Genomic DNA, 20373 nt, shown 5'->3' on the forward strand with positions numbered 1-20373 from the left:
CTCAAGAGGCAGGGCAGAGCTCGGCTCGCGCCGGGCCCCGTCTACCCGTGCGCGCCGCAATACCAGACTTGATCGGAAAGTGCCAGAACCGGGAGGTCGTCGTCGCAGGACGTGAATCGGGCGGCCGCGCGGGCCGCCCGATGTGTCGCGTTCGGCTCAAGCCGGCTTACTGGCAGAGCTGCCGGCGGCCGTCTGCGCCCTTGAAGTACGTGCCGGGCGTACAGACGAAGCCGTTGCGCTGGGCATAGGTGCGCCTGTCCCAGCTACGACTGTCCCAGCCGCGGTCCCACGAATTGTCATAGGCGTAGGAATTGTCCCAACCTCGGAATGGGGCGGTGGCAATCGCGCCGGCGGTGCCGATCGCGGCGCCCGCGACGCCGGCCGCCGTCCCGACAGCGCCCGCCGCAACGTCGGTCGGCCAGAAGCCAGTGGGGCTTCTGTTCCAGTCGTTATTCCAGTCGCGGTTGGTCTGGCGATAGGCCGCGCGGCGGTGGCGGTAGCCGCTCTCGGTGGTGGCCTGTCCCGGTCCGAAGGTCTGGCAATTGGCGTTCGGGAATTGCGCCGAGCAGCGGCCCTGATTGGTGACGACGGTCTGCGCCATGGCAGAGCCTGCCAGCATGGTCGCTGCGATCGCCGTGGCCCCGAGAAGCTTGATGGTCATGGTTGTTCGCTCCCATTTTGTTGACAGGAGCTAAACGCTGACGGCGCAGGACGTTCCGATGCAACCTTGGGATTTTTCGGATGCGAGCCGTCAAACCGATGTGAGCAGTACGCTGTTCCAGCCGCGCGGTTCCGCGCCGTTAACGCTTCACTAGCTCGCCGTGCAACATTTGAGCGGCGCGCAATCCTTGCACGTTAGGCTTACCGGAATTTGGTGAGCAGGCCTTAACTCTCTCTGCGTCGCGATCGGTTAGGTTGCGCCCGGATAACCGGGGTCTCCTCATGCGTGCCGTGGCGCTCGCCGCCTTTCTGATCGGACTGCCTGCAACCGCGTTTGCAGCCGGCTTCGAGATCGTCGTTCCCGGCCGTCCCGGCGTGCCAGTAATCATCAACAACATCGATGCGTCCTACGCCGTCGTCGAGGGCACCTGGGGCCTCGGCAAGGGCCAGCAGGTGCAGCCCACGATCTATGGCGGACGCTATATCGCCGAGCGGCAGCCCGACAACGTCGGCCATTATTATCCGACGCTGGGCCTGCGGCCAGGCTACGGCCGGCTCGAGGTCGAGCCGCCGGCGAACCGCAAATTGCCCAAGCCCGCCGAGAGCTACCACCAGAGCTGGGGTGCCTCGTCCGCGCCGCTGCCGGCGCAGATGGATCCGCCCGTCGATCCGCCGCCGGTGATCTACGCGCCCGAGATCAACGACCGTCCTCGGCCCCCGCGGCCGCGGCCGCGCACAGAGATACCCGGCAGGCCGCCGGGTTGAGAAACGTGAAAACCAAAAACGGAAATCAACAGGAGAGAGTAATGCGTCAAATGATTTCGGGACTGGTCGCGGCAACTGCCGTGATGTTCGCCGCCACCGTGCCGGCCGCGGCCTGCGGCTTCAGCACATGCGCGCCCGTTGCGCCGGTCTATGCCGGCTGCAACACCGGATGCGGCGGATATGGTTATGGCTACGGCTACGGCGCCTATGAGCGTCTCGCCGAGCCGACCACGCAGTATTATTACGTCAACCAGGGTCCGACCTATACCGGTCCGGGCGCCTTCGCGCCGTACCCGACCTATCGCGAGGACGCGGTCGTCGCGCCCGCCAATTACGGCTATGGCTATGGCTATCGTGCCGCTGCGGTTGCGCCGCCGGCCGCTTATCCCTATCGCCGCCCGTACTTCCGTCCCTATCGCTACGGCTACGGTCCCCGCTACGGCTATCTGCCGCGCGTTCACTACGGCCATGCTCACCGCTACGGCTACGCCCACCGCCATGCGCCGCGCTATTATGGCGGTCACCGCGTGCTGCGCCGCTATTACTGATCTCTGATCGGTTGAGATTTGCGAAGCGCCCGTTCGCGTGATGCGGACGGGCGTTTTGCTTTCTCTTCAAAACAACCCCATGCACAGTAGCCGGGAACAGTGAAATCAAGGACTTGAAGCGCAATGTGCCCGAGATGAGCGAGCATCGCTCATTAGCTCATTGTTCGAACCCCAAATTTCGGAAAAACAGAGACTTAGATTGATCCGTCGGGCAAAACAGGCGTAGTCTAGCATCGTCCGGATATGCGCGGCGCCTAAAGCGCTAGCGCTTCATCAGCCCCAGCCGGCTCGCGCCGACATAGAGCGAGAGTACGGCCGCATTCGAGACGTTGAGGCTCTTGATCTCGCCGGGCATGTCGAGCCGCGCCACGACGCTGCAGGTCTCGCGCGTCAATTGCCGCAAGCCTTTGCCTTCGGCGCCGAGCACCAGCGCGAGCGGCTCGCGCAGTGTGACGTTCGAGAGGTCCTCGGTACCTTCGCTGTCGAGACCGACGGTCTGGAAGCCGCGCTCGTTCAACGCCGTTAAGGCGCGGGCGAGATTTTGCACCGTGACGACAGGCACAAGCTCCAGCGCGCCGGAGGCGGCCTTGGCGAGCACGCCCGTCGCCTCGGGGCTGTGACGCGCGGTGGTCACGATCGCCTTCACCGCGAAGGCCGCTGCAGAGCGCAGAATGGCGCCGACATTGTGCGGATCGGTGATCTGGTCGAGCACCAGCACCATGCCTTCCTGCTTGAGCGTCTCGATGTCCGGCGAGGGCAGGGGATCGGCCTCGGCGAGCAGGCCCTGATGCACGGCGTCGGGCGAGAGCAGGCGGTCGATCTCCTGGGGACGGACGATCTCGGGCGCGATGCGGGTCGCGATGTTTTCGTCCGCCAGCCGCCGCGCGGCGTTCTCGGTTAGCGTCAGCTTGCGGATCCGCCGCTGCGGGTTGGCGAGGGCCATGGTGACGGTGTGCCAGCCATAGAGAATGACGGGCTCGTCGGGGTGCGAATCGCGTTCGCGCCAAGCCGGCCGGCCGGTCGATTTCCCTGGTTTGTTGAAGGGCTTAGCCCCCCTGCGGGGGCCCCTCGGGGCGAATTTTTTGTCCTTCATGGGCTCGCTTGTGTCACGGGGACCCCAATATGGCAATTTGAGTGGCTTCGAGGGCGATTTTAGCTGCTTGCCTCGGTTGACTTTGCCCCACCGCTTCGCCCATAAACGCGCCCGGTCGCGCCCCGATACGGGTTGCCGCGGCCTTCACGTTCCATGGCCGTCTTCGGTCCGCCGGCAAGGTCCGGCCCGATTGTGCTGCCGTCGAGCGGGGGAGTGTCCCGAGTGGCAAAGGGAGCTGACTGTAAATCAGCCGCCTCATGGCTTCGCAGGTTCGAGTCCTGCCTCCCCCACCAGCCTTCGCTCGCTTCGCGAGCTACGGCTCGGCAAGCCAGCACAAGTGCTCGTGGCGCGAAGTGAGCGAAGGCTGTCACGCCGTAGCCCGCAGGGCGTAGGCGGACTGACTCATCTCGAGCCCGCTACCCCATCATCTCCCGCACCATCGGCACCACCTTCCGCCCGTAGAGCTCGATGCTCCGCATCAGCTTCTCGTGCGGCAATGGCCCCGCCGAATACTTCAACTGAAACCGCGAAAGCCCGAGCGCCTTTGCGGTCTTCGCGATCTTGCGCGCCACCGTTTCCGGCGAGCCGACATAGAGCGAGCCGTGCTCGGCCTCATGGACGAACTCGTCGCGTCCCATCGGGGGCCAGCCGCGCTCCTTGCCGATGCGGTCGCGCATCGCCTTGTAATCGGGCCACAGCTCCTCGCGTGCCTGCGCGTCGGTCTCGGCGACGAAGCCCGGCGAATGCACGCCGATCGGCTGGGCCGGGCGACCGAACTCCCTGAAGGCCCGATGATAGAGCTCGACATAGGGCGCAAAGCGCGCGGGATCGCCGCCGATGATCGCCAGCATCAAGGGCAGATCGTAATGCGCGGCGCGCACCACCGATTGCGGACTGCCGCCGACGCCGATCCAGGTTTTCAGCTTGCCGTTCTCGACCGGCGGATAGACCAGTTGATCTTTCAGCGGCGGGCGCAGCTTGCCTTGCCAGGTGACCGGCTGCTGCGACAAGAGCGCGGCGAACAGATCGAGCTTCTCCTCGAACAGCTCTTCATATTTGCGCAGGTCGAAGCCGAACAGCGGGAAGGATTCGGTGAACGAGCCGCGGCCGAGGATCACCTCGGCGCGTCCGTTCGAGACCGCATCCAGCGTGGCAAAGCGCTGGAACACGCGGATGGGATCGTCCGAAGACAGCACCGTCACGGCCGAGCCGAGATGGATGCGCCTGGTGCGCGATGCGATCGCCGCGAGCACGGTCTCCGGCGAGGAGATCGCGAAATCGGCGCGGTGATGCTCGCCGAGACCGATGAAATCGAGACCGAGCTCGTCCGCCAGCACCGCTTCGTCGACCACGTTGCGGATCACCTGCGCATGCGGAATCATGTCGCCGGACGCATCTCTTGTGACGTCGCCAAAGGTATCCAGTCCGAATTCGAGCGGTGGGGTCATCGATCAGGTCTCTGTGGGAGGATCGGCCACATCTAAGGGACCGCAGCCCGGTCACAAGCGCACGTGCGGAAATGCTCGGTTTCCGTTTGTGGATCTTATCGCCCGATGCGCACCACCATCTTGCCGAGCGCAGCGCGCGTCTGCATCGTCTTGAATGCCGCGCGGAAATCCTCGAAGGCGAAGACTTGGCCGACCACGGGCTTCAACTGGCCATCGGCAAGCCAGTCCGTCAATTGTGACATCAGGCGCTTCTGCACATCGGGCTCGCGCGTTGGAATCTGCGCAAGATCGACACCGAGTAAGGCGCCGCCTTTCAGCAGCGGCAGATTGAACGGCAGCGCGGGAATGGCGCCGGCGGCAAAGCCGACCACGAGATGGCGTCCGCGCCAGGCGATGGATCGAAATGCCTGCACCGAGATTTCGCCGCCAACGGGATCGAAGATCACGTCCGCGCCACGTCCTGCCGTCAACTCCTTGAGCGTGTCGCGCCAGCCGGCCTGCGTATAGTCGATCACCGCATCGGCGCCATGCGCCTGCGCAAACTCGCGCTTCTCTGGTGTTGATGCAGCCGCGATGACGCGAGCGCCGAGCAGCTTTCCAATCTGGACGGCCGCAATCCCAGTGCCGCCGGCGGCACCCAGCACGAGAAGCTGCTCGCCTGCGGCCAGCGAAGCGCGCGCGCCCAGCGCATAAAGGGCCGTCAGGTAATTGGCGCGAAACGAGGCGGCGACCTCGGCTGCGACGCCATCCGGCAGGGGATGGACCGCTTCAGGCCTAACGACGATCTCTTCGGCCAGTGCGCCCGATCGCGTCATGCCCATCACGCGCATGCCGGGTTGGTAACCGCCCGGTGCGCCGGGCGCGTCCGTCACCACCCCCGCGAACTCCGTCCCGGGAATGAAGGGCAGGGGGTCCTTGGTCTGGTAGCGTCCCTCGATCTTCAGCCCGTCGACGAAGCCAATCCCGGCAGCTTCCACCCGGATGCGCAGCTGTCCCGCCTCCATGGACGGCGGCGGTACGTCCTTCAGCTCGATCTGATCGATGGGGGCGTATTGCTCGACGACAACGGCTTTCATGTCGGACCTCTGTTGTTCCAGTTATCCTGACAGGTCTCGACACTAGCCTCTTGTGTCTACCGCCACATCCCCCGCATCCTTGCCCCGATGTCGATCTTCGGCCCCTGCGCCGCGCTGCGCGCGGCACCGCTTGCTGCCTTCGGCCAGGCGGTGCGCTCGAACAGGTAGACCAATTGCTCCGGGATGAACCGGGTGCGCGAGGCGTAGACGTGGCGGTCGCCCCTGGCGGCCTGACCGTGCACGAAGAAGCGCTGCGGCACGACGAGATGCAGATCGTCCTTGGCGCGCGTCATCGCGACATAGAGCAGGCGGCGCTCCTCCTCGATCTCGGCGCTGGTGCCGGCGCCGAGATCGGACGGCATGCAGCCGTCGACGACGTTGAGCACGAACACCGATTTCCACTCCTGGCCCTTGGCGGAGTGGATGGTGGAGAGGATCAGGTAGTCCTCGTCGCGCAGGGGTGGCCCTGATTTGTCGCTGGTCGCATCCGGCGGATCGAGCGTGAGCTCGGTCAGGAATTTCTCGCGAGAGGCATAGCCGCTCGCGATCTGCTCGAGTTGCATCAGATCGGCGCGGCGCGTCTCGGCATCCTCGTGCATGCGGTCGAGATGCGGCTCGTACCAGAGCCGCACCCGTTCGAGGTCGACGGGCCATTCCGAATAGCGCAAGTTTTCGACCGTGCGGACGAAACAGGTCCAGTCCTCGCCGGTGCGCGCCGGCCCCGGCAGCCGGCCGAGCGCGGCAAGCGGGTCGGTGCTCTCCGCCATCTGGTCCAGCACGCGCTGTGCGGTCGCAGGCCCGATGCCCGGCAGCAGGTGCAGGATGCGAAAGCCGGCGACGCGGTCGCGCGGATTCTCGGCGAAGCGCAACACGGCCAGCACGTCCTTGACATGCGCGGCATCCAGGAATTTCAGGCCGCCGAACTTGACGAAGGGGATGTTGCGGCGGGTCAGCTCGATCTCCAGCGGACCCGAATGCGAGGAGGTGCGGAACAGCACCGCCTGGTGCTTGAGCAGCGCGCCTTGCTCGCGGTTCGCCAGCACCGCCTCGACGATGTAGCGCGCCTGGTCGGCCTCGTCGTGCACGGTGACGAGCTGCGGCTTCTGACCTGAGGTGCGGTCGGTCCAGAGGTTCTTGGTGAAGCGCTCGCGGGCGAGGCCGATCACGCCGTTCGCCGCCGACAGCACCGCCTGCGTCGAGCGGTAATTGCGGTCGAGCGTGATCATCTCCGCGCGCGGCGAGAAGCTCTGCGGAAAGTCCAGGATGTTGCGCACGGTGGCGGCGCGAAACGAATAGATCGACTGCGCGTCGTCGCCGACCACGGTGAGGCCGCGGCCGTCGGGCTTGAGCGCCAAGAGGATCGAGGATTGCAGACGGTTGGTGTCCTGATATTCGTCGACCAGCACGTGGTCGAAGCGGCCGCCGATCTCCTGAGCGATCAGCGCATCGCCCATCATCTGCGACCAATACAGCAGCAGATCGTCGTAATCGAGCACGTGCTGGGCCTGCTTGGCCTCGACATAGGCGGCGAACAGACCCTTCAGCTCGGCGGCCCAGCCCGCGCACCAGGGAAAATGCTGGGCGAGCACCTTCTCGATCTCCATCTCGGCATTGACGCAGCGGGAATAGATCGACAGGCAGGTGCCCTTGGCCGGAAAGCGGCTCTCGGTCTTCGACAGGCCGCGCTCGTGCCGGACCAGGTTCATCAGGTCGGCAGAATCCTCGCGGTCATGGATGGTGAAGGCGGGATCGACCCCGATCCGCTCGGCATATTCGCGCAACAGCCGCGCGCCGATGCCGTGGAAGGTGCCGGCCCAGGTCAGCGCATCGCGCATGATTGCGGCGTTGTTCTCGCCCAGCACCTTGCGCGCGATGCGCTCGACCCGGCCGGCCATCTCCGCCGCCGCGCGTCGGGAGAACGTCATCAGCAGGATGCGGCGGGGATCGGCGCCTGCGACGATCAGATGCGCGACGCGGTGGGCGAGCGTGTTGGTCTTGCCGGAGCCGGCACCGGCGATGACGAGCAGGGGGCCGCCCACGATTGCGCCGTCGGCCACGCCATGCTCGACGGCGCGGCGCTGCTCCGCATTGAGCGTGTCCAGATATGTCGCCACGAATCGCCCCGGTGAAAGGATGAGACTCGGCGATCCCGGCGCGAATCGCAATGCGGCTGGACGGAACTGGAATTAGGATTTAGGGGGAAGACAGCCCTTTGGTTCCAGCACCCCATGGCGAGATGACCGAGCTCAAACCCGAACAATTCGAGATGCGGCGGCTGGAGTCGCTCAGCAACACCATTTTCGGCGTCGCCATGACGCTGCTGGCTTACGATTTGCCGAAGGCGGCAGTGTTCAGTGGCGCGCGCGACTGGAACGATCTCGCCCGGGTGTATTCCGGCAAGCTTGCCGGCTTCGCGCTCAGCTTCATCATCGCCGGGGTGTTCTGGATCAGCCATCACCGCCGGCTGGCACGTCAGCCCGTCGGCAGCCGTGGCATGGTGGTCCTCAACCTTTTCTTCCTGCTCTCGATCGTGCTGCTGCCGGTCACCAACGGGCTCTACACCAACTACGCCATGAGCAGCGCGGTGGCGGTGCTCTACGGCCTGCACCTGACCACGATCGGCGGCCTCAATGCCTTGCTGTGGTGGACCATCCTGCGCGGCTGGAGCCGCGAGATCATGGCTTCGCTGTTTCCGGTCGCCGTGTTCATCCCGGGCACCATCGTTGCGGCGTTTGCGCCGCATATCGCGCCCTACGTCTGGTGTTTTGCCTTTGGCGGCCTCCTGATCCAGCGCTTCTATGTCGCGCCGAACCCATCGGCCGGCACGTAAAGCTTGACCGGGCGGATCTCGTACACCGCCGTCGGATTGACCGCGCGCAGCTTCCGCGCCGCTTCGATCGCTTCCTCCTCGGTGGCGCATTGCATCAAGTGGAAGCCGAGAAGCTGCTCCTTGGTCTCGGCAAACGGCCCGTCCAGCACCATTCCCGCGCCGGGACCCCGCAAGGTGCGGGCCTTCCGGGTCTCATCCAGCCGGGCCGCCGGACCAAACTGCCCGCTGGCCCGCAGCGGCGCCTGAACCTCGATTACCTTGGCGACGACCGCGGCATCCTGCTCCGGCGTCCAGGACAGGACCTCGTCTTCCACGTGATAGGCCAGGATGGCGTACAGCATCGTCACCTCGTTCTTTTCTGCTTTTGTTTCTGCGCAAGTCCTGAGGACGTGGCACGGCAGCCCGTGCCGACACTTCCGAAGCAAAATATTGCGTGGCCCGCAAGCGGCGAAACCGTCCTGAAACCCGATTGCGCCCTTGCCCATGTGAACGCCGCCGGAACTGATCGCGACTGATGGACCATAAACAACAAGTTCTTTGCTGGAGGCGGCAATGTCGGGTCATACCATCAAGATCATCTGCGACGCGCGGCGGGCAGGGCAGTCGGAGCCGGCCGATCTGCACGACCAGGCCGGCCATCACCGCTATTACGGCAGCTCGGCTGAGAACGGCGGTGAGCGGATCGTCGAGAGCCGGCGCGGCAAACTGCGGCGCGCGTTCAACTTCTTCGGCTTCTGAAGCCTTGCGGCGAGGCGGGCGTTCGAGATGGACGTTCCGCAGATATCGATCGCGGCGATGCCGTTCCTGCTCGCGCTGATGATCCGGACCTCCAAGGCCATCGTCCCGTGCCTTCTGACCAGAGGTTATGTTTGAGCATGATCTTTTCGGAAAACCGCTACACACTTTTCCGGATCATGCTCTGGTCACGGTGCTGCTCGGCGAGGAACCGCACCGCGCGGTCGTGGCCTGGTGCGTCGGCATGCTGATCGCCGCCGTCGCGCTGCGCGAGCGGCTTCGCGCCGGCTGACGCCGCATTCGTCATTGCCCGCTCAAGACCTGCTTGACCAGCGCCTCGCGCAGCGAGGCCAGCTCGCCGCTCGCCTGCATCTGGGCGATGACCTTGCCGACCTCAGGCACCAGATCGCAATGACGTTCATGCAGGTAGTGGTTGCAGGCGATGCGCGCCAGCCGGATCGTGTCCTGCGCCAACGCAGGGTCAGTGGCGAGCAGCGACAGGCAGGCGACGGCTAGCCGCCACATCAGGCGTCTCCCGTGATCTACCGCAAGTTGGCGCCTGCACACCCGGTCGCAACGATCATTGCGCGCTCGTCCCGCGAGCCATACCGGACTTTCACCGATGACATTTTAGCACGAGCAGTGATAATTTGCCCAGCAGTGCCGCTGCGGGGGCGGAAGACGTGACTTGCCGACTTCGAGCTCGCGGGCCGACGGGACGTCGCTTGCATCGGGTGACGAGACGGGCGCGTCTCAGCCCATGGATTGCTCGAGACTGCAACCGCTCGACCGCAGCAGCGAGCCGCCATTTCGGGAACATGGTGCATGGCCAACGCAGCTGACGAGGACGCCAAGCGCAGCCACGCCATCGCGCCGACGGCGGCGAAGCCTGGTCTGACCGACATCGAGACGCTTGCGGCCATCGCCGAGTACGTCAGCAAATACAGCCTGACCCGGCCCCCACCGCCGTTACGCCTGGAGCGCCGGCCGCCCTCCGATGCCGACGAGCTGGACAAGGTGATCGAGGCTTTCAACGCGATGTGCGCGAACCTCCAGCAGGCCTATGGCGAGCTGCGCGAGGCCAACGCCAATCTCGAGCGCGATTTGACCATCCGCCGGCGCGCCGAAGCGGAGGCGCGGGCGAGCGAAGAGCGTTTCCGCGACTATGCCGAAACCGCGTCCGACTGGTTCTGGGAAACCGGGCCGGACCACTGCTTCACCTATCTCTCTGACCGGGTGATTGCCTTCGGCATGGATCCCAAAGTGCGGATCGGCACGCGTCGCATCGATACTGCGCTCGATCGGGATACCGAGGCCGAGAAATGGCGCGCGCATCTGGCGACGCTGGACCGTCACGAGCCGTTCCGCAAATTCGAGTATCGCGGACGCGACACGCGCGGGCGGATGCATCATTTCAGCGTCAACGGCAAGCCGGTTTTCGACGACGATGGACGCTTCCTCGGCTACCGCGGCTCCGCGACCGACCTCACCGCGCAGCACGAGATCGAGGAGCGGCTGCGTCAGTCCCAGAAGATGGACGCGATCGGCCAGCTCACAGGCGGCGTGGCGCACGATTTCAACAACGTGCTCACGGTTATCACCGGTACGATCGAGATCATCCAGGAGGGGCTTGCGGACAAGCCCGAGCTGGCCGCGATCGCGCAATTGATCGATGATGCGGCCGCGCGCGGAGCGGAGATCACCTCGCAACTCCTGACCTTCGCGCGCCGCCAGCCGCTGGAGCCGCGCGAGATCGACGTCAACGCGCTCGTGGTCGAGACCGCGAAGCTGCTGAGGCCGATGCTCGGCGAGCAAATCGAGATCGAGACGCGGCTCGCCGACGAGGCCTGGTCCGCGATGGTGGATCCGTCGCAGCTGTCCTCCGCGATCGTCAACCTCGCCGTCAATGCGCGCGACGCGATGCCGGGCGGCGGCAAGCTCACCCTCGAAACCGCGAACCGCGAGCTCGACGGCACGGGGACCGCTGGTGAGGGCGTGCGCGGCGCCTTCGTGATGGTTGCAGTCGGCGACACCGGTCACGGCATTCCGGCCGATATCCGCGAGCGTGTTTTCGAGCCGTTCTTCACGACCAAGGGGGTCGGCCGCGGCACCGGTCTGGGGCTGAGCATGGTCTACGGCTTTGCCCGCCAGAGCGGCGGCACTGTTGCGATCGAAAGCGAGGAGGGGCGCGGCACCGTGATGCGGCTGTTCCTGCCGCGGGCAAAGGGCGAGGCGGTGGCCAGGACGGCGCCGGTTCAAGCGCCCGCCACGGCGCGCGGGCGGGAGACGATACTCGTGGTGGAGGACGATCCGCTGGTCCAGGGCTATGTCATCGCGCAACTCGGCGGCCTCGGCTACCGCACGCTCGCTGCGAGCGACGGCGCGTCCGCGCTGACGCTGGTCGACCAGGGTGCCCGATTCGATCTGCTGTTCACGGACATCATCATGCCCGGCGGCATGAACGGGCATGAATTGGCCGAAGCCGTCAGGCTCCGCCGGCCGGGCGTGAGGGTGCTCTACACCTCCGGCTATACCGACAACACCATCGTCCACGACGGACATCTCGATCCCGGCGTGGCGCTGCTGTTCAAGCCATACCGCAAGGCGGAGCTGTCGCAGAAGATTCGCGAGGTGCTTGCCGGCGAGCCGCCCGCCTGAGCCGCGGCGACAGACGAAAAAGGCGCGGCGGGGAAGCCCCGTCGCGCCCGATTTCTTGCTCGCTGGTCCAGGGCTGAGAGCGCCCCGATGCCAAGCCCTACTCGAAGCTTAGCGGGCGATCCCAGCGAGGTGACAGCGCTTGAGATAAGACACTGGATCACCTCCTTTCGTTGGTTTCGGAAGTCTTCAATATAGGCGGCGATCCCGCCGCTGTTAAGGGGCGGCGGGTCCGCAGGAACCCGGGTGGTTCGCAAGGCCGCCGAAGACGCCGGAAAGCGACCTCCTGGGCAGTTGAGACCGCAGCCCGGCCGTGTTAGGGAGCCCCCAACGCGGGTGTAGCTCAATGGTAGAGCAGCAGCCTTCCAAGCTGAATACGAGGGTTCGATTCCCTTCACCCGCTCCAGAACCTGTTGGACGCGATATCCCAGCAGGGCATTTCCTCGATAGCCCCCCGTGGCTTGACGGCCGATCAGCTATTCCTCGTCCCGTCGCTCCGATCCTTCCGTGCGCGATCGAGCGCGCCGCCTTGAGGCTGTCCGCTGACCTTCACGCCGGGGAGATGATCGACCTTGTTCTTGTCGGCCTCGTCGCCGCGCTGAAGTTCGCGATCAATGATGTCGCGTGATCCTTCGGCCGGTTCCTTGTCGAATGGGCTCTTGCTCTCGATGCTCATGAATGATCCTGCTTGACCGCGTTGATTGCTAGGGCAAACCCAGCTCTGCGCTATCGTTCCTGTCCAAAGCAGCCGCTTCGTGCAGGCTCTATCCCCTGTGGTTATCGATTTCGGCGGCGACCTGTCCGTAGTTCAGCAGCGCAACCAGGGTCGTTCCGCCGATAATATTGCCGAGTAGCGTGGGTATGAAGAAGTCGGAGGCATATTGGCTGAACGAGGCCAGGCCGCTCTGCACCAGAAAGGCGCACTCGATCGAACCCGCGACGATGTGCAAGAACTGGCCGAGTGCGACCACATAGGTCATCACTACGATGATGTGTGCGCGCGAGCCTTTGGCAGCCGGAAGAAGCCAGGCCATCGAGGCGATCAGCCAGCCGGCGAAGATGGCCCTGACGAAGGTGCTTGAGAACGTCCCCTCGATCGTCGGTCGGCTGAGATCGATGAAGGCGTCCACGATGCGAGGTTCGAAGATGCTGGTGCGAGCGAGCACGGAGGCGGCCGCCCAGGTCCCTGCGATATTCGAGGCGAGAACCAGGATCCAGAGCTTGAGCACGCTTGCGAAGGTGCCGAGATCCCTGTTGTGCAACAGCGGCAGGATCGGTGTCAGCGTGTTCTCGGTGAAGAGCTGTTGTCGTCCCAGCACGACGACCAGGAAGCCGACGGTGTAGCCGAGCGGAGCAACCAGGCGGCGGGTCGCCTCATCCGAGATCAGCGCATGCAACTCGCCCTGAACGATCAGCGACAGGCTTATCGAAAGGCCGGCGGCAAAACCGGACAGCACGATGGCCCACCATCGCCGCTCCAGCTCCTGCTCGCCTTCGGCGCGGATCGTCTCATGAATCAGCGCGGCGCTTGGCCTGCTCTGGGATTCGATCTGCCTGGTCTGGCGCCGCGACACGCCGTCGAGCTTGGATGCTGGGTTGAATGAGGCGCCGTCGCCAGACTGATCCACGCTGCGGTCTCCGAAAGGCTGATCCAGTCAAGACTTCCGGATGTCCCATTCAGTTCCCCTTGCGCGGTGCAGCCTCGCTCCAGGCGCGGTGCAGCACGCGGAGGAACCTTCGTCATGAGCAGGAGTTCGCCGTGGGGGCAAGGGTGAAAGTCACGAGGCCAACCGTGCAAGACGACGTGCGCGTGCGTTCCACCGCGCAGATCGCGGGTCATCCGATTCATCCGATGCTGGTGCCGATCCCGATTACGTGTTTCGTCGGGGCGCTGCTGACCGACATCGCCTATGTCGCCAGTGCCGAGATCATGTGGGCGAATTTTTCGGCCTGGCTGCTGCTCGCCGGAATCGTCTTCGGCGTGCTGGCGGCGATCGCGGGCCTGATCGACTTCCTCGGCAATCGGCTGGTGCGGGCGCAGGCGCCGGCCTGGCCGCATCTGATCGGCAATGCCGTGGTGCTGATCCTTTCGATCGTCAATCTGATGATCCACATGCGCGATGGCTGGACTTCCGTGTGGCCGAGCGGGCTCGCCTTGTCCGCGCTCACAGTGCTGATCCTGCCGATCACGGGGTGGCTCGGCTGGGCTCTCGTCTATCGCCACGGCGTGGGAGTTGCACGATGAGGTCTGCGATGATCCGCGCGCTGTTGTGCGCGTCGCTGCTGGGGCTGGCCGGCTGCAATGACGGCAGCGGCGATCCCAACGCGCAGGTCGGCGCCAATCCGGCACTTCCCGAAATCCAGCAATATCTGCTGCCGCCGGTCCACATTGCCCGCATCGTCGGCTGGAAGAAGGACGAGACGCCGACGGTCGCGCAGGGCCTGCAGGCCAAGGCCTTCGCCACCGGCCTGCAGCACCCGCGCTCGCTCTACGTTCTCCCCAATGGCGACGTGCTGGTGGTGGAATCCAAGGCGCCGAAAGGCGCTCCGATCAAGCGGCCCAAGGAACTCGTGATGGGCGTCATCCAGTCCTGGGCGACCTCCGGCGGCGACAGCGGCGCGAGCAACCGCATCACGCTGCTGCGCGACAGCAACGGGGATGGCGTGCCGGAGACGCAAAGCGTCTTCCTCGACCATCTCAACTCGCCGTTCGGCGTCGCGCTGGTCGGCAACGATCTCTATGTCGCCAACACCGACGCCATCGTCAGATATCCCTACACCGAAGGGGACACGAAGATCACCGCGCCGGGCACGGTGCTGACGCCGCTGCCGGGCGGTCCGATCAACCATCACTGGACCAAGAGCCTGGTCGCCAGCCCCGACGGCTCGAAGCTTTACGCCGGCGTCGGCTCCAACAGCAACGCCGCCGAGAGGGGCATGGAGGCCGAGCACAATCGCGCCGCCATCCTCGAGGTCGATCGCGCCAGCGGCCGCTGGCGCGTGTTCGCAAGCGGCCTGCGTAATCCCAACGGCCTCAGCTTCGAGCCGCAGACCGGTGCACTCTGGGCGGTGGTCAACGAGCGCGACGAGCTCGGTCCTGATCTCGTGCCTGATTACATGACCTCGGTGAAGAGCGGCGGCTTCTATGGCTGGCCCTACAGCTATTTCGGCCAGCACGTCGATCCCCGCGTCAAGCCGGAGCGGCCGGATCTCGTCGCCAGGGCGATCGTGCCTGACTACGCGCTGAGCTCGCATGTCGCCCCGCTCGGGCTCGCCTTCAACACCGGCACCAGCCTGCCGGCCGCCTATCGCGGCGGCGCCTTCGTTGGCGAGCACGGCAGTTGGAACAGGCAGGTGCTGAGCGGCTACAAGGTCGTGTTCGTGCCGTTCACGGACGGCAAGCCGAGCGGCCCGCCGCAGGACGTCGTCACCGGGTTCCTCAACAGCGGCAATAAGGCGCGCGGCCGCCCCGTGGGTGTCGCCATCGACAAGACCGGCGCGCTTCTGGTTGCGGACGACAGCGGCAACACGGTCTGGCGAGTGAGCGCGACCGATCCGCAGCTGACGCAACGTTAAGCGCGCAGGCGCGTTGTCGTGCAGACCTTTTTTCTGAAATCTAGAGCCAGGAGTTTGGACAATGGGCCTTGCGCAATATGCCATCGTGCCGGTGCGGGACGAATGGGGCGTGCTGCACGACGGCGACGTCAAGAACACCTACGCCACCAAGGAAGCCGCGTTCGAGTCCGCAGTCGCCGCCGCATCCCTCGCGCTGCGTGAGGGACATGAAGTTCAGGTCAGCGTGCCCGGCCGCGAGGCGGGAGGCAACGCGCTCGGCGTCCGGGACAACGCTTGAGAAGGAAGACGCGATGGCCAAGCCCCGTGAGCCCAACGGCGTCGAGCCATCCCGCTCCGAGGACGACATCCAGCGCGACCAGCTCGGCCCGCGCGGCGTGCCGGGCGCGCCCGATCCGGCCAAGATGACGCCGCAGCGCGAGAAGAAGACGCCGAAGCACGTGGATCCCGGCCACACCGCGTGAGGGGGCTCCGCTGCGGCCAACCGACCAGGCGATCAATCGCACGCGGCGGGCGGCACTCCTCCGTCATTTCCGTAGCGGCCTTTGAATCGAGGTAGTCGCCTCGAGGTCATCGCGCGCGCCGCCGCCAGCCGCACGGCTACAGCAGGCCGGGCGACCGCACTTCCGACCTGATTCGGACGAAAAGGCCCTGTCGCTGCGATCGACGAATGTTGCGGCGACAGGGTTTCACTTGTAGCAAGACTGGCCGAACGTTATGCGCGCGAGCGCAAAGATCATGAGGTCGCTGGATGAACCCCGCTGTCATTGCCGTCGCCATCACCGGCTCCGTTCCGCGCAAGAAGGACAATCCGGCGGTGCCGATCCTGCCCTCGGAGCAGATCGAATCGACGCACCAGGCCTTCGAGGCGGGCGCCACGCTTGCGCATATCCACGTCCGCAACGACGACGAGACGCCGTCCTCCGATCCCGAGCGTTTTGCCCAGGTGCAGGAGGGGATCAAAAAGCATTGTCCTGATATGATCGTCCAGTTCTCGACCGGCGGGCGTGGCCGTGATCCCTCGGCGCGCGGATCGGCGCTCTACCTCAAGCCCGACATGGCCTCGCTCTCCACGGGATCGGTGAACTTTCCGACCATCGTCTACGAGAACAGCGCCGCGCTGGTCGAGACGCTCGCCACTAGCATGAAGACGAACGGCATCCGGCCGGAAATCGAGATCTTCGATCTGTCGCATCTGCATGGCGCCCGCCGCCTGATCGATGCGGGCCTCATCGACGCGCGTCCGCACGTGCAGTTCGTCATGGGCGTCAAGAACGCGATGCCGGCGGACGAGCATGTGCTCGACATTCTCCTGGGCGAGCTCAGGCGGCTGATCCCGAAGGCAACCTGGACCGCAGCCGGAATCGGCCGCCATCAGGCCGAGGTCATGGGGTGGGCGCTCGCCCGAGGGGCGGACGCGGTCCGCACCGGGCTCGAGGACAATATCCGCATCGACAAGACGCGCCTTGCTGCCAGCAACGCCGAGCTCGTGACCCTGGCCTGCGAGGCGGTCGCGCGCCACGGCCGGCGCGTTGCGACCGCGACTGAGGCGCGATCGCTGCTCGCCATGGCAGGGTAGGGCGACTTCCTCGTCCTCACATGCTCCCGGCTGCCGCCTGCCATTCGGCGGCCGGCGTTCCCGTGCGCCGTTTCTCCGAGTAGACAGGTGCTACAGGCGCAATCTGCGCCTGCCGGGCAGGCGACGTTTGGAATGCAGTTCTTGAAATATGACGGCAGGCTCATCGGGGTCCTGCTGATGCTTGCCACCACGCAGCTGGTCGGATGGGGCACGATCGGGCTTCCCGCCATCGTCGGGCGCGATCTCGCCGCCGATCTCGGCATGAGCCTGCCTGCGGTGTTCGCCGGCACGTCCGTTCTCTACGTCTCGATGGGGCTGTGCGGTCCGTTGCTCGCCAAGTCGTTTGCGCGGCATGGCGCGCGGACGGTGATGATGGTCGGCACGATCGTCACGGCGCCAGGCTTCGTGCTGCTGTCGCTGGCGCGCGAGCCGATGCTCTATTTCGCCGCGTGGATCGTGCTTGGGATCGCCGGCAGCGCCACGCTGTCGACCGGCGCCTATATCATGCTGAACGAGATCGCGGGGCGGCAGGCCAAGAACGCGATCGGCGCGCTGATGCTGGTGACGGGCCTGTCCAGCAGCATCTTCTGGCCGACGACCTCGTTCCTGAGCGGTCACCTCGGCTGGCGGGGGACATGTCTGGTCTATGCGGCGATGATGCTCCTCGTCAGCCTTCCGCTCTATGCGTTCTACGCGCCGCGCCGACAGATCGCAAGGGACGAAGGCGCCGCGCCGGCCACGCGGTCGCCGCCGCCCGCGATTGCGCGGAGCACGTTCGGTCTCGTCGTCGCCGCGATCACGCTGAACGCCTTCGTCAATTTCGGCGTCAGTGCGATCCTGATCGAGCTGTTGCGGGCAGAGGGGCTGGCGCCGGCTCAGGCGCTTTTGTTCGGCTCCATGCTGGGCGTGATCCAGGTCAGCGCTCGCGGACTGGATTTCCTCGGCGGCGGACGATGGGACGGCATCACGACGGGGCTCGTCGCCGGCAGCGCCTTGCCGGTGGCCATGCTGCTGCTGATGACGGGCGAGGGTGCCACCTGGGCGGTGGCGGTCTTCATCCTGCTCTATGGCGCCGGCAGCGGCGCGATGGCGGTGGCGCGGGCGACCATCCCGCTGGTGTTCTACGACCAGGCCGAGTTCGCCAAAGCGATGTCGATGATCGCGCTGCCGCTCAACTTGGCCTCCGCGATATCGCCGCCGCTCCTCGTCGGCCTGCTCACGGCGTTCGGCAGCCGCGGCGCGCTCGGCCTCACGCTGGTGTTCTCCTGCGCGACGGTGCTGATCCTCGTTCTGCTCGCTCGGCGCCGGCCGCGGCTGCCGGTTGTTGTGACCTGAGCCGATCACGCAATCTTCGCCGCGCGGAAAGTTGCTGACGGCGACGACCTCCGGTCCGGCCGGAGATAGCCGTATGCCGCCAGTGCAGTGCTCAGGGCGCGAAAATGGTGGTATCGGCAGGGAGCGCGGCCTCGCGATCCCGCCGCCGCGCCAAGATCCAGTTCTCCGGAGGAAATCGACATGTCTGCCCTGCCGCTCTCAGGCATCAAGATCCTTGATCTCACCCGCGTGCTGGCCGGGCCGCTGTCGGCCCAGATGCTGGGCGATCTCGGCGCCGAGGTGATCAAGATCGAGCGGCCCGGCACCGGCGACGACGCGCGCGCCTTCGGCCCGCCTTACCTGACCGACCCCGAGGGCAAGGCCAACAACAACAATTCGTTCTACCTCTGCGCCAATCGCAACAAGAAGTCGGTCACCGTCAACATCGCCAAGCCCGAAGGGCAGGCGATCGTCCGCGAGCTCGCCAAGGATGCCGACGTCTTCATGGAGAATTACAAGGTCGGCGACCTCAAGCGTTACGGCCTCGACTACGAGACCATCAAGGCGATCAATCCCGGCATCATCTATTGCTCGGTGACCGGCTTCGGCCAGACCGGCCCCTATGCGCCGCGCGCCGGCTACGACGCCATCCTGCAGGCGATGGGCGGCCTGATGAGCGTCACCGGCCATATCGACGGCGAGCCGGGCGAGGGCCCGATGAAGGTCGGCCCGTCGATCGTCGACTACATGACCGGCATGAACGCCTCGATCGGCATTCTCTCGGCGCTCTACCATCGCGACGCCAATGGCGGGCAGGGACAGCACATCGACGTCTGCCTATTCGATACGGTGATCGCATCGCTGTCGCACTGGCTGCAAATCTATCTCGTCAACGGCAAGATCCCGCCGCGCCGCGGCACCTGGGGCAATGGCGGCATGCCGGCCGGCGTGTTCCGCTGCACCGACGGCGAGCTGATGGTCGTGGTCGGCAATGACGGCCAGTTTCAGCGCACCTGCGCCGTGCTCGGCGCGCCCGAGCTCGCAAGCGATCCGCGCTTCGTCAAGAACAACGACCGCGTCGTGCACGGCAAGGAGATCATGGCGATCTTCGCCGGCCTGTTCCTGAAGCAAAAGGTAGCCTACTGGCTGGAGAAGCTGGAGGAGGCGGGGGTGCCCTCGGGGCCGATCAACAATTTCGAGCAGGTGTTCTCCGACCCGCACGTCCAGTCGCGCGGCATGCGCGTGAAGGTCAACCATCCCTTCGAGCCCGATCTGTCGCTGGTCCGCAACGCGCTGACGCTCTCGGAGACCCCGATCAAGGACTACCGCGCCCCGCCGCTGCTCGGGGAGCACACCCAGGAGGTGCTCGGCGGCAAGCTCGGCTATGATGCCGGCAAGATCGAGCAGCTGAAGGCGCAGGGCATCATCTAGATTCGACGAAGCGGCGCCGGCTTTCCCTCTCCCCTTGTGGGAGAGGGTGGCTCGCCGCAAAGCGGCGAGACGGGTGAGGGGTTCTCTCCGCGTGCAAAGCTGCAGTCGAGTTCGTCGAGAGAACCCCTCATCCGGCGCTTCGCGCCACCTTCTCCCACAAGGGGAGAAGGGAAGAGGGCCGCGCTTGCGGAAACGGCGAGAAAAATCGGGGCGCCATGCCGGGGCTTGCGTGAAGCTTGCCCGCAATCCCAAGTAATCCCGGTCCGTAGTCGCACAGGCTTCCGCTTTGCCTCCGACTCTGATTCGATCTCTCCACTTGAGTTCGGGGAGGGAAGTGAATGTCCTACACGATCGGGTTCCAGGCCAAGGACCAGAAGGCCATTCTGGCGACCGAGGCGGCCACCGCCAATCAGGCCGTCGCCATCATTGCCGCGCTGCGGCAGAGCGCCGACGAGATCAAGTTCATCCGCTCGCCGCAGGAAGGCGAGATGGGCATCGAGATGCTGCTGCTGCTCGCCAAGGAAGAGGCCGAGGAGATGCCGCAGCGGGCGTAGTCCCGCCCACCAATCATTCTTCGACCAGATCGACTGCATCGCCTGTTGTGAGGTGAATGGCGCTGACTTCACCTCTCCCCGCTTGCGGGGAGAGGTCGGATCGCCTCGGCGA

Annotated in this window: 22 protein-coding genes, 2 tRNA genes and 1 pseudogene; 16 read left to right on the top strand and 9 right to left on the bottom strand. The window is 65.5% G+C overall.

Features of this window, described 5'->3' with window-relative positions:
- Positions 1-166 precede the first annotated feature (166 nt).
- A complete protein-coding gene (locus XF30_RS16590; protein ID WP_109143324.1) occupies positions 167-661 on the bottom strand; it encodes a hypothetical protein in 495 nt (164 codons plus the stop codon).
- Between the two features lie 281 nt (positions 662-942).
- Here XF30_RS16590 and XF30_RS16595 point away from each other — a divergent pair, with 281 nt between their 5' ends.
- Positions 943-1425 carry a hypothetical protein gene (locus tag XF30_RS16595; RefSeq protein WP_109143325.1) on the top strand — a complete coding sequence of 161 codons (483 nt, stop codon included), beginning with the start codon at positions 943-945 and terminating at the stop codon, positions 1423-1425.
- A gap of 41 nt (positions 1426-1466) precedes the next feature.
- A complete protein-coding gene (locus XF30_RS16600) occupies positions 1467-1973 on the top strand; it encodes a hypothetical protein (RefSeq protein WP_109143326.1) in 507 nt (168 codons plus the stop codon).
- Positions 1974-2235: 262 nt separating this feature from the next.
- Here the strand turns inward: XF30_RS16600 and rlmB are convergent, their stop codons facing one another.
- Positions 2236-3066, bottom strand: a complete 831-nt coding sequence (rlmB, locus tag XF30_RS16605) for a 23S rRNA (guanosine(2251)-2'-O)-methyltransferase RlmB (protein ID WP_192893170.1) — start codon at positions 3064-3066, stop codon at positions 2236-2238.
- 207 nt (positions 3067-3273) lie between these two features.
- Between rlmB and XF30_RS16610 the strand changes: the two genes are divergently transcribed.
- A tRNA-Tyr gene (locus tag XF30_RS16610) sits at positions 3274-3359 on the top strand.
- Positions 3360-3482: 123 nt separating this feature from the next.
- Here the strand turns inward: XF30_RS16610 and XF30_RS16615 are convergent.
- The 3 genes from XF30_RS16615 to XF30_RS16625 all read right to left on the bottom strand — a co-directional run bounded on the left by XF30_RS16615 (position 3483) and on the right by XF30_RS16625 (position 7704).
- Positions 3483-4514: an LLM class flavin-dependent oxidoreductase gene (locus XF30_RS16615; protein WP_109143328.1), complete on the bottom strand. Its 1032-nt coding sequence runs from the start codon at positions 4512-4514 to the stop codon at positions 3483-3485.
- A gap of 95 nt (positions 4515-4609) precedes the next feature.
- Positions 4610-5590, bottom strand: a complete 981-nt coding sequence (locus XF30_RS16620) for an NADPH:quinone oxidoreductase family protein (RefSeq protein WP_109143329.1) — start codon at positions 5588-5590, stop codon at positions 4610-4612.
- A 56-nt stretch (positions 5591-5646) separates the two neighbouring features.
- The gene (locus XF30_RS16625; protein ID WP_109143330.1) at positions 5647-7704 is read right to left on the bottom strand and encodes an ATP-dependent helicase; all 2058 of its coding nucleotides are present in this window, start codon (positions 7702-7704) and stop codon (positions 5647-5649) included.
- Between the two features lie 122 nt (positions 7705-7826).
- Between XF30_RS16625 and XF30_RS16630 the strand changes: the two genes are divergently transcribed.
- Complete coding sequence (locus XF30_RS16630; protein ID WP_109143331.1) at positions 7827-8420, top strand: TMEM175 family protein; 594 nt, start codon at positions 7827-7829, stop codon at positions 8418-8420.
- Here the strand turns inward: XF30_RS16630 and XF30_RS16635 are convergent.
- Positions 8387-8761: a YciI family protein gene (locus tag XF30_RS16635; RefSeq protein ID WP_036027698.1), complete on the bottom strand. Its 375-nt coding sequence runs from the start codon at positions 8759-8761 to the stop codon at positions 8387-8389. The genes XF30_RS16630 and XF30_RS16635 overlap by 34 nt on opposite strands.
- A gap of 211 nt (positions 8762-8972) precedes the next feature.
- Here XF30_RS16635 and XF30_RS16640 point away from each other — a divergent pair, with 211 nt between their 5' ends.
- Positions 8973-9158 (top strand): hypothetical protein, encoded by a 186-nt coding sequence (locus XF30_RS16640; protein WP_036010865.1) that lies wholly within the window; start codon positions 8973-8975, stop codon positions 9156-9158.
- Positions 9159-9285: 127 nt separating this feature from the next.
- A complete protein-coding gene (locus XF30_RS40150) occupies positions 9286-9447 on the top strand; it encodes a hypothetical protein (RefSeq protein ID WP_502696105.1) in 162 nt (53 codons plus the stop codon).
- An 11-nt stretch (positions 9448-9458) separates the two neighbouring features.
- On the opposite strand, the gene XF30_RS40155 is transcribed toward XF30_RS40150, so the two are convergent.
- Entirely contained in the window at positions 9459-9680 is a 222-nt protein-coding gene (locus tag XF30_RS40155; RefSeq protein WP_502696106.1) for a hypothetical protein, read from the bottom strand.
- A 387-nt stretch (positions 9681-10067) separates the two neighbouring features.
- Here XF30_RS40155 and XF30_RS16655 point away from each other — a divergent pair.
- Positions 10068-11813, top strand: a pseudogene (locus tag XF30_RS16655) (PAS domain-containing hybrid sensor histidine kinase/response regulator); the annotation flags it as partial.
- A 329-nt stretch (positions 11814-12142) separates the two neighbouring features.
- Positions 12143-12216 (top strand) — tRNA-Gly (locus XF30_RS16660).
- Between the two features lie 66 nt (positions 12217-12282).
- Here XF30_RS16660 and XF30_RS16665 read toward each other — a convergent pair.
- Together XF30_RS16665 and XF30_RS16670 are read right to left on the bottom strand one after the other, a co-directional pair.
- Entirely contained in the window at positions 12283-12486 is a 204-nt protein-coding gene (locus XF30_RS16665) for a hypothetical protein (RefSeq protein ID WP_109143332.1), read from the bottom strand.
- An 88-nt stretch (positions 12487-12574) separates the two neighbouring features.
- Positions 12575-13438, bottom strand: a complete 864-nt coding sequence (locus tag XF30_RS16670; RefSeq protein ID WP_109143333.1) for a formate/nitrite transporter family protein — start codon at positions 13436-13438, stop codon at positions 12575-12577.
- 164 nt (positions 13439-13602) lie between these two features.
- On the opposite strand from XF30_RS16670, the gene XF30_RS16675 reads away from it, so the two are divergent.
- From XF30_RS16675 to XF30_RS16705, 8 genes are all read left to right on the top strand, one after another.
- Positions 13603-14055: a DUF2231 domain-containing protein gene (locus XF30_RS16675; protein ID WP_036010873.1), complete on the top strand. Its 453-nt coding sequence runs from the start codon at positions 13603-13605 to the stop codon at positions 14053-14055.
- Entirely contained in the window at positions 14052-15386 is a 1335-nt protein-coding gene (locus XF30_RS16680; RefSeq protein ID WP_109143334.1) for a PQQ-dependent sugar dehydrogenase, read from the top strand. Before XF30_RS16675 ends, XF30_RS16680 begins: the two co-directional genes overlap by 4 nt.
- Before the next feature lie 61 nt (positions 15387-15447).
- Entirely contained in the window at positions 15448-15663 is a 216-nt protein-coding gene (locus XF30_RS16685; RefSeq protein WP_036010879.1) for a hypothetical protein, read from the top strand.
- 13 nt (positions 15664-15676) lie between these two features.
- Entirely contained in the window at positions 15677-15847 is a 171-nt protein-coding gene (locus XF30_RS38530) for a hypothetical protein (protein WP_192893171.1), read from the top strand.
- A 287-nt stretch (positions 15848-16134) separates the two neighbouring features.
- Positions 16135-16962 (top strand): 3-oxoadipate:acetyl-CoA acetyltransferase, encoded by an 828-nt coding sequence (locus XF30_RS16690; protein ID WP_036027676.1) that lies wholly within the window; start codon positions 16135-16137, stop codon positions 16960-16962.
- 132 nt (positions 16963-17094) lie between these two features.
- Positions 17095-18297, top strand: a complete 1203-nt coding sequence (locus XF30_RS16695) for an MFS transporter (RefSeq protein WP_192893172.1) — start codon at positions 17095-17097, stop codon at positions 18295-18297.
- Between the two features lie 180 nt (positions 18298-18477).
- Positions 18478-19707 carry a CaiB/BaiF CoA transferase family protein gene (locus XF30_RS16700; RefSeq protein WP_109143336.1) on the top strand — a complete coding sequence of 410 codons (1230 nt, stop codon included), beginning with the start codon at positions 18478-18480 and terminating at the stop codon, positions 19705-19707.
- Positions 19708-20045: 338 nt separating this feature from the next.
- Positions 20046-20261 (top strand): hypothetical protein, encoded by a 216-nt coding sequence (locus XF30_RS16705; protein WP_036010888.1) that lies wholly within the window; start codon positions 20046-20048, stop codon positions 20259-20261.
- Positions 20262-20373: the final 112 nt, after the last annotated feature.

It is taken from the genome of Bradyrhizobium sp. SUTN9-2 (assembly GCF_003122645.1).
Lineage (GTDB): Bacteria > Pseudomonadota > Alphaproteobacteria > Rhizobiales > Xanthobacteraceae > Bradyrhizobium > Bradyrhizobium yuanmingense.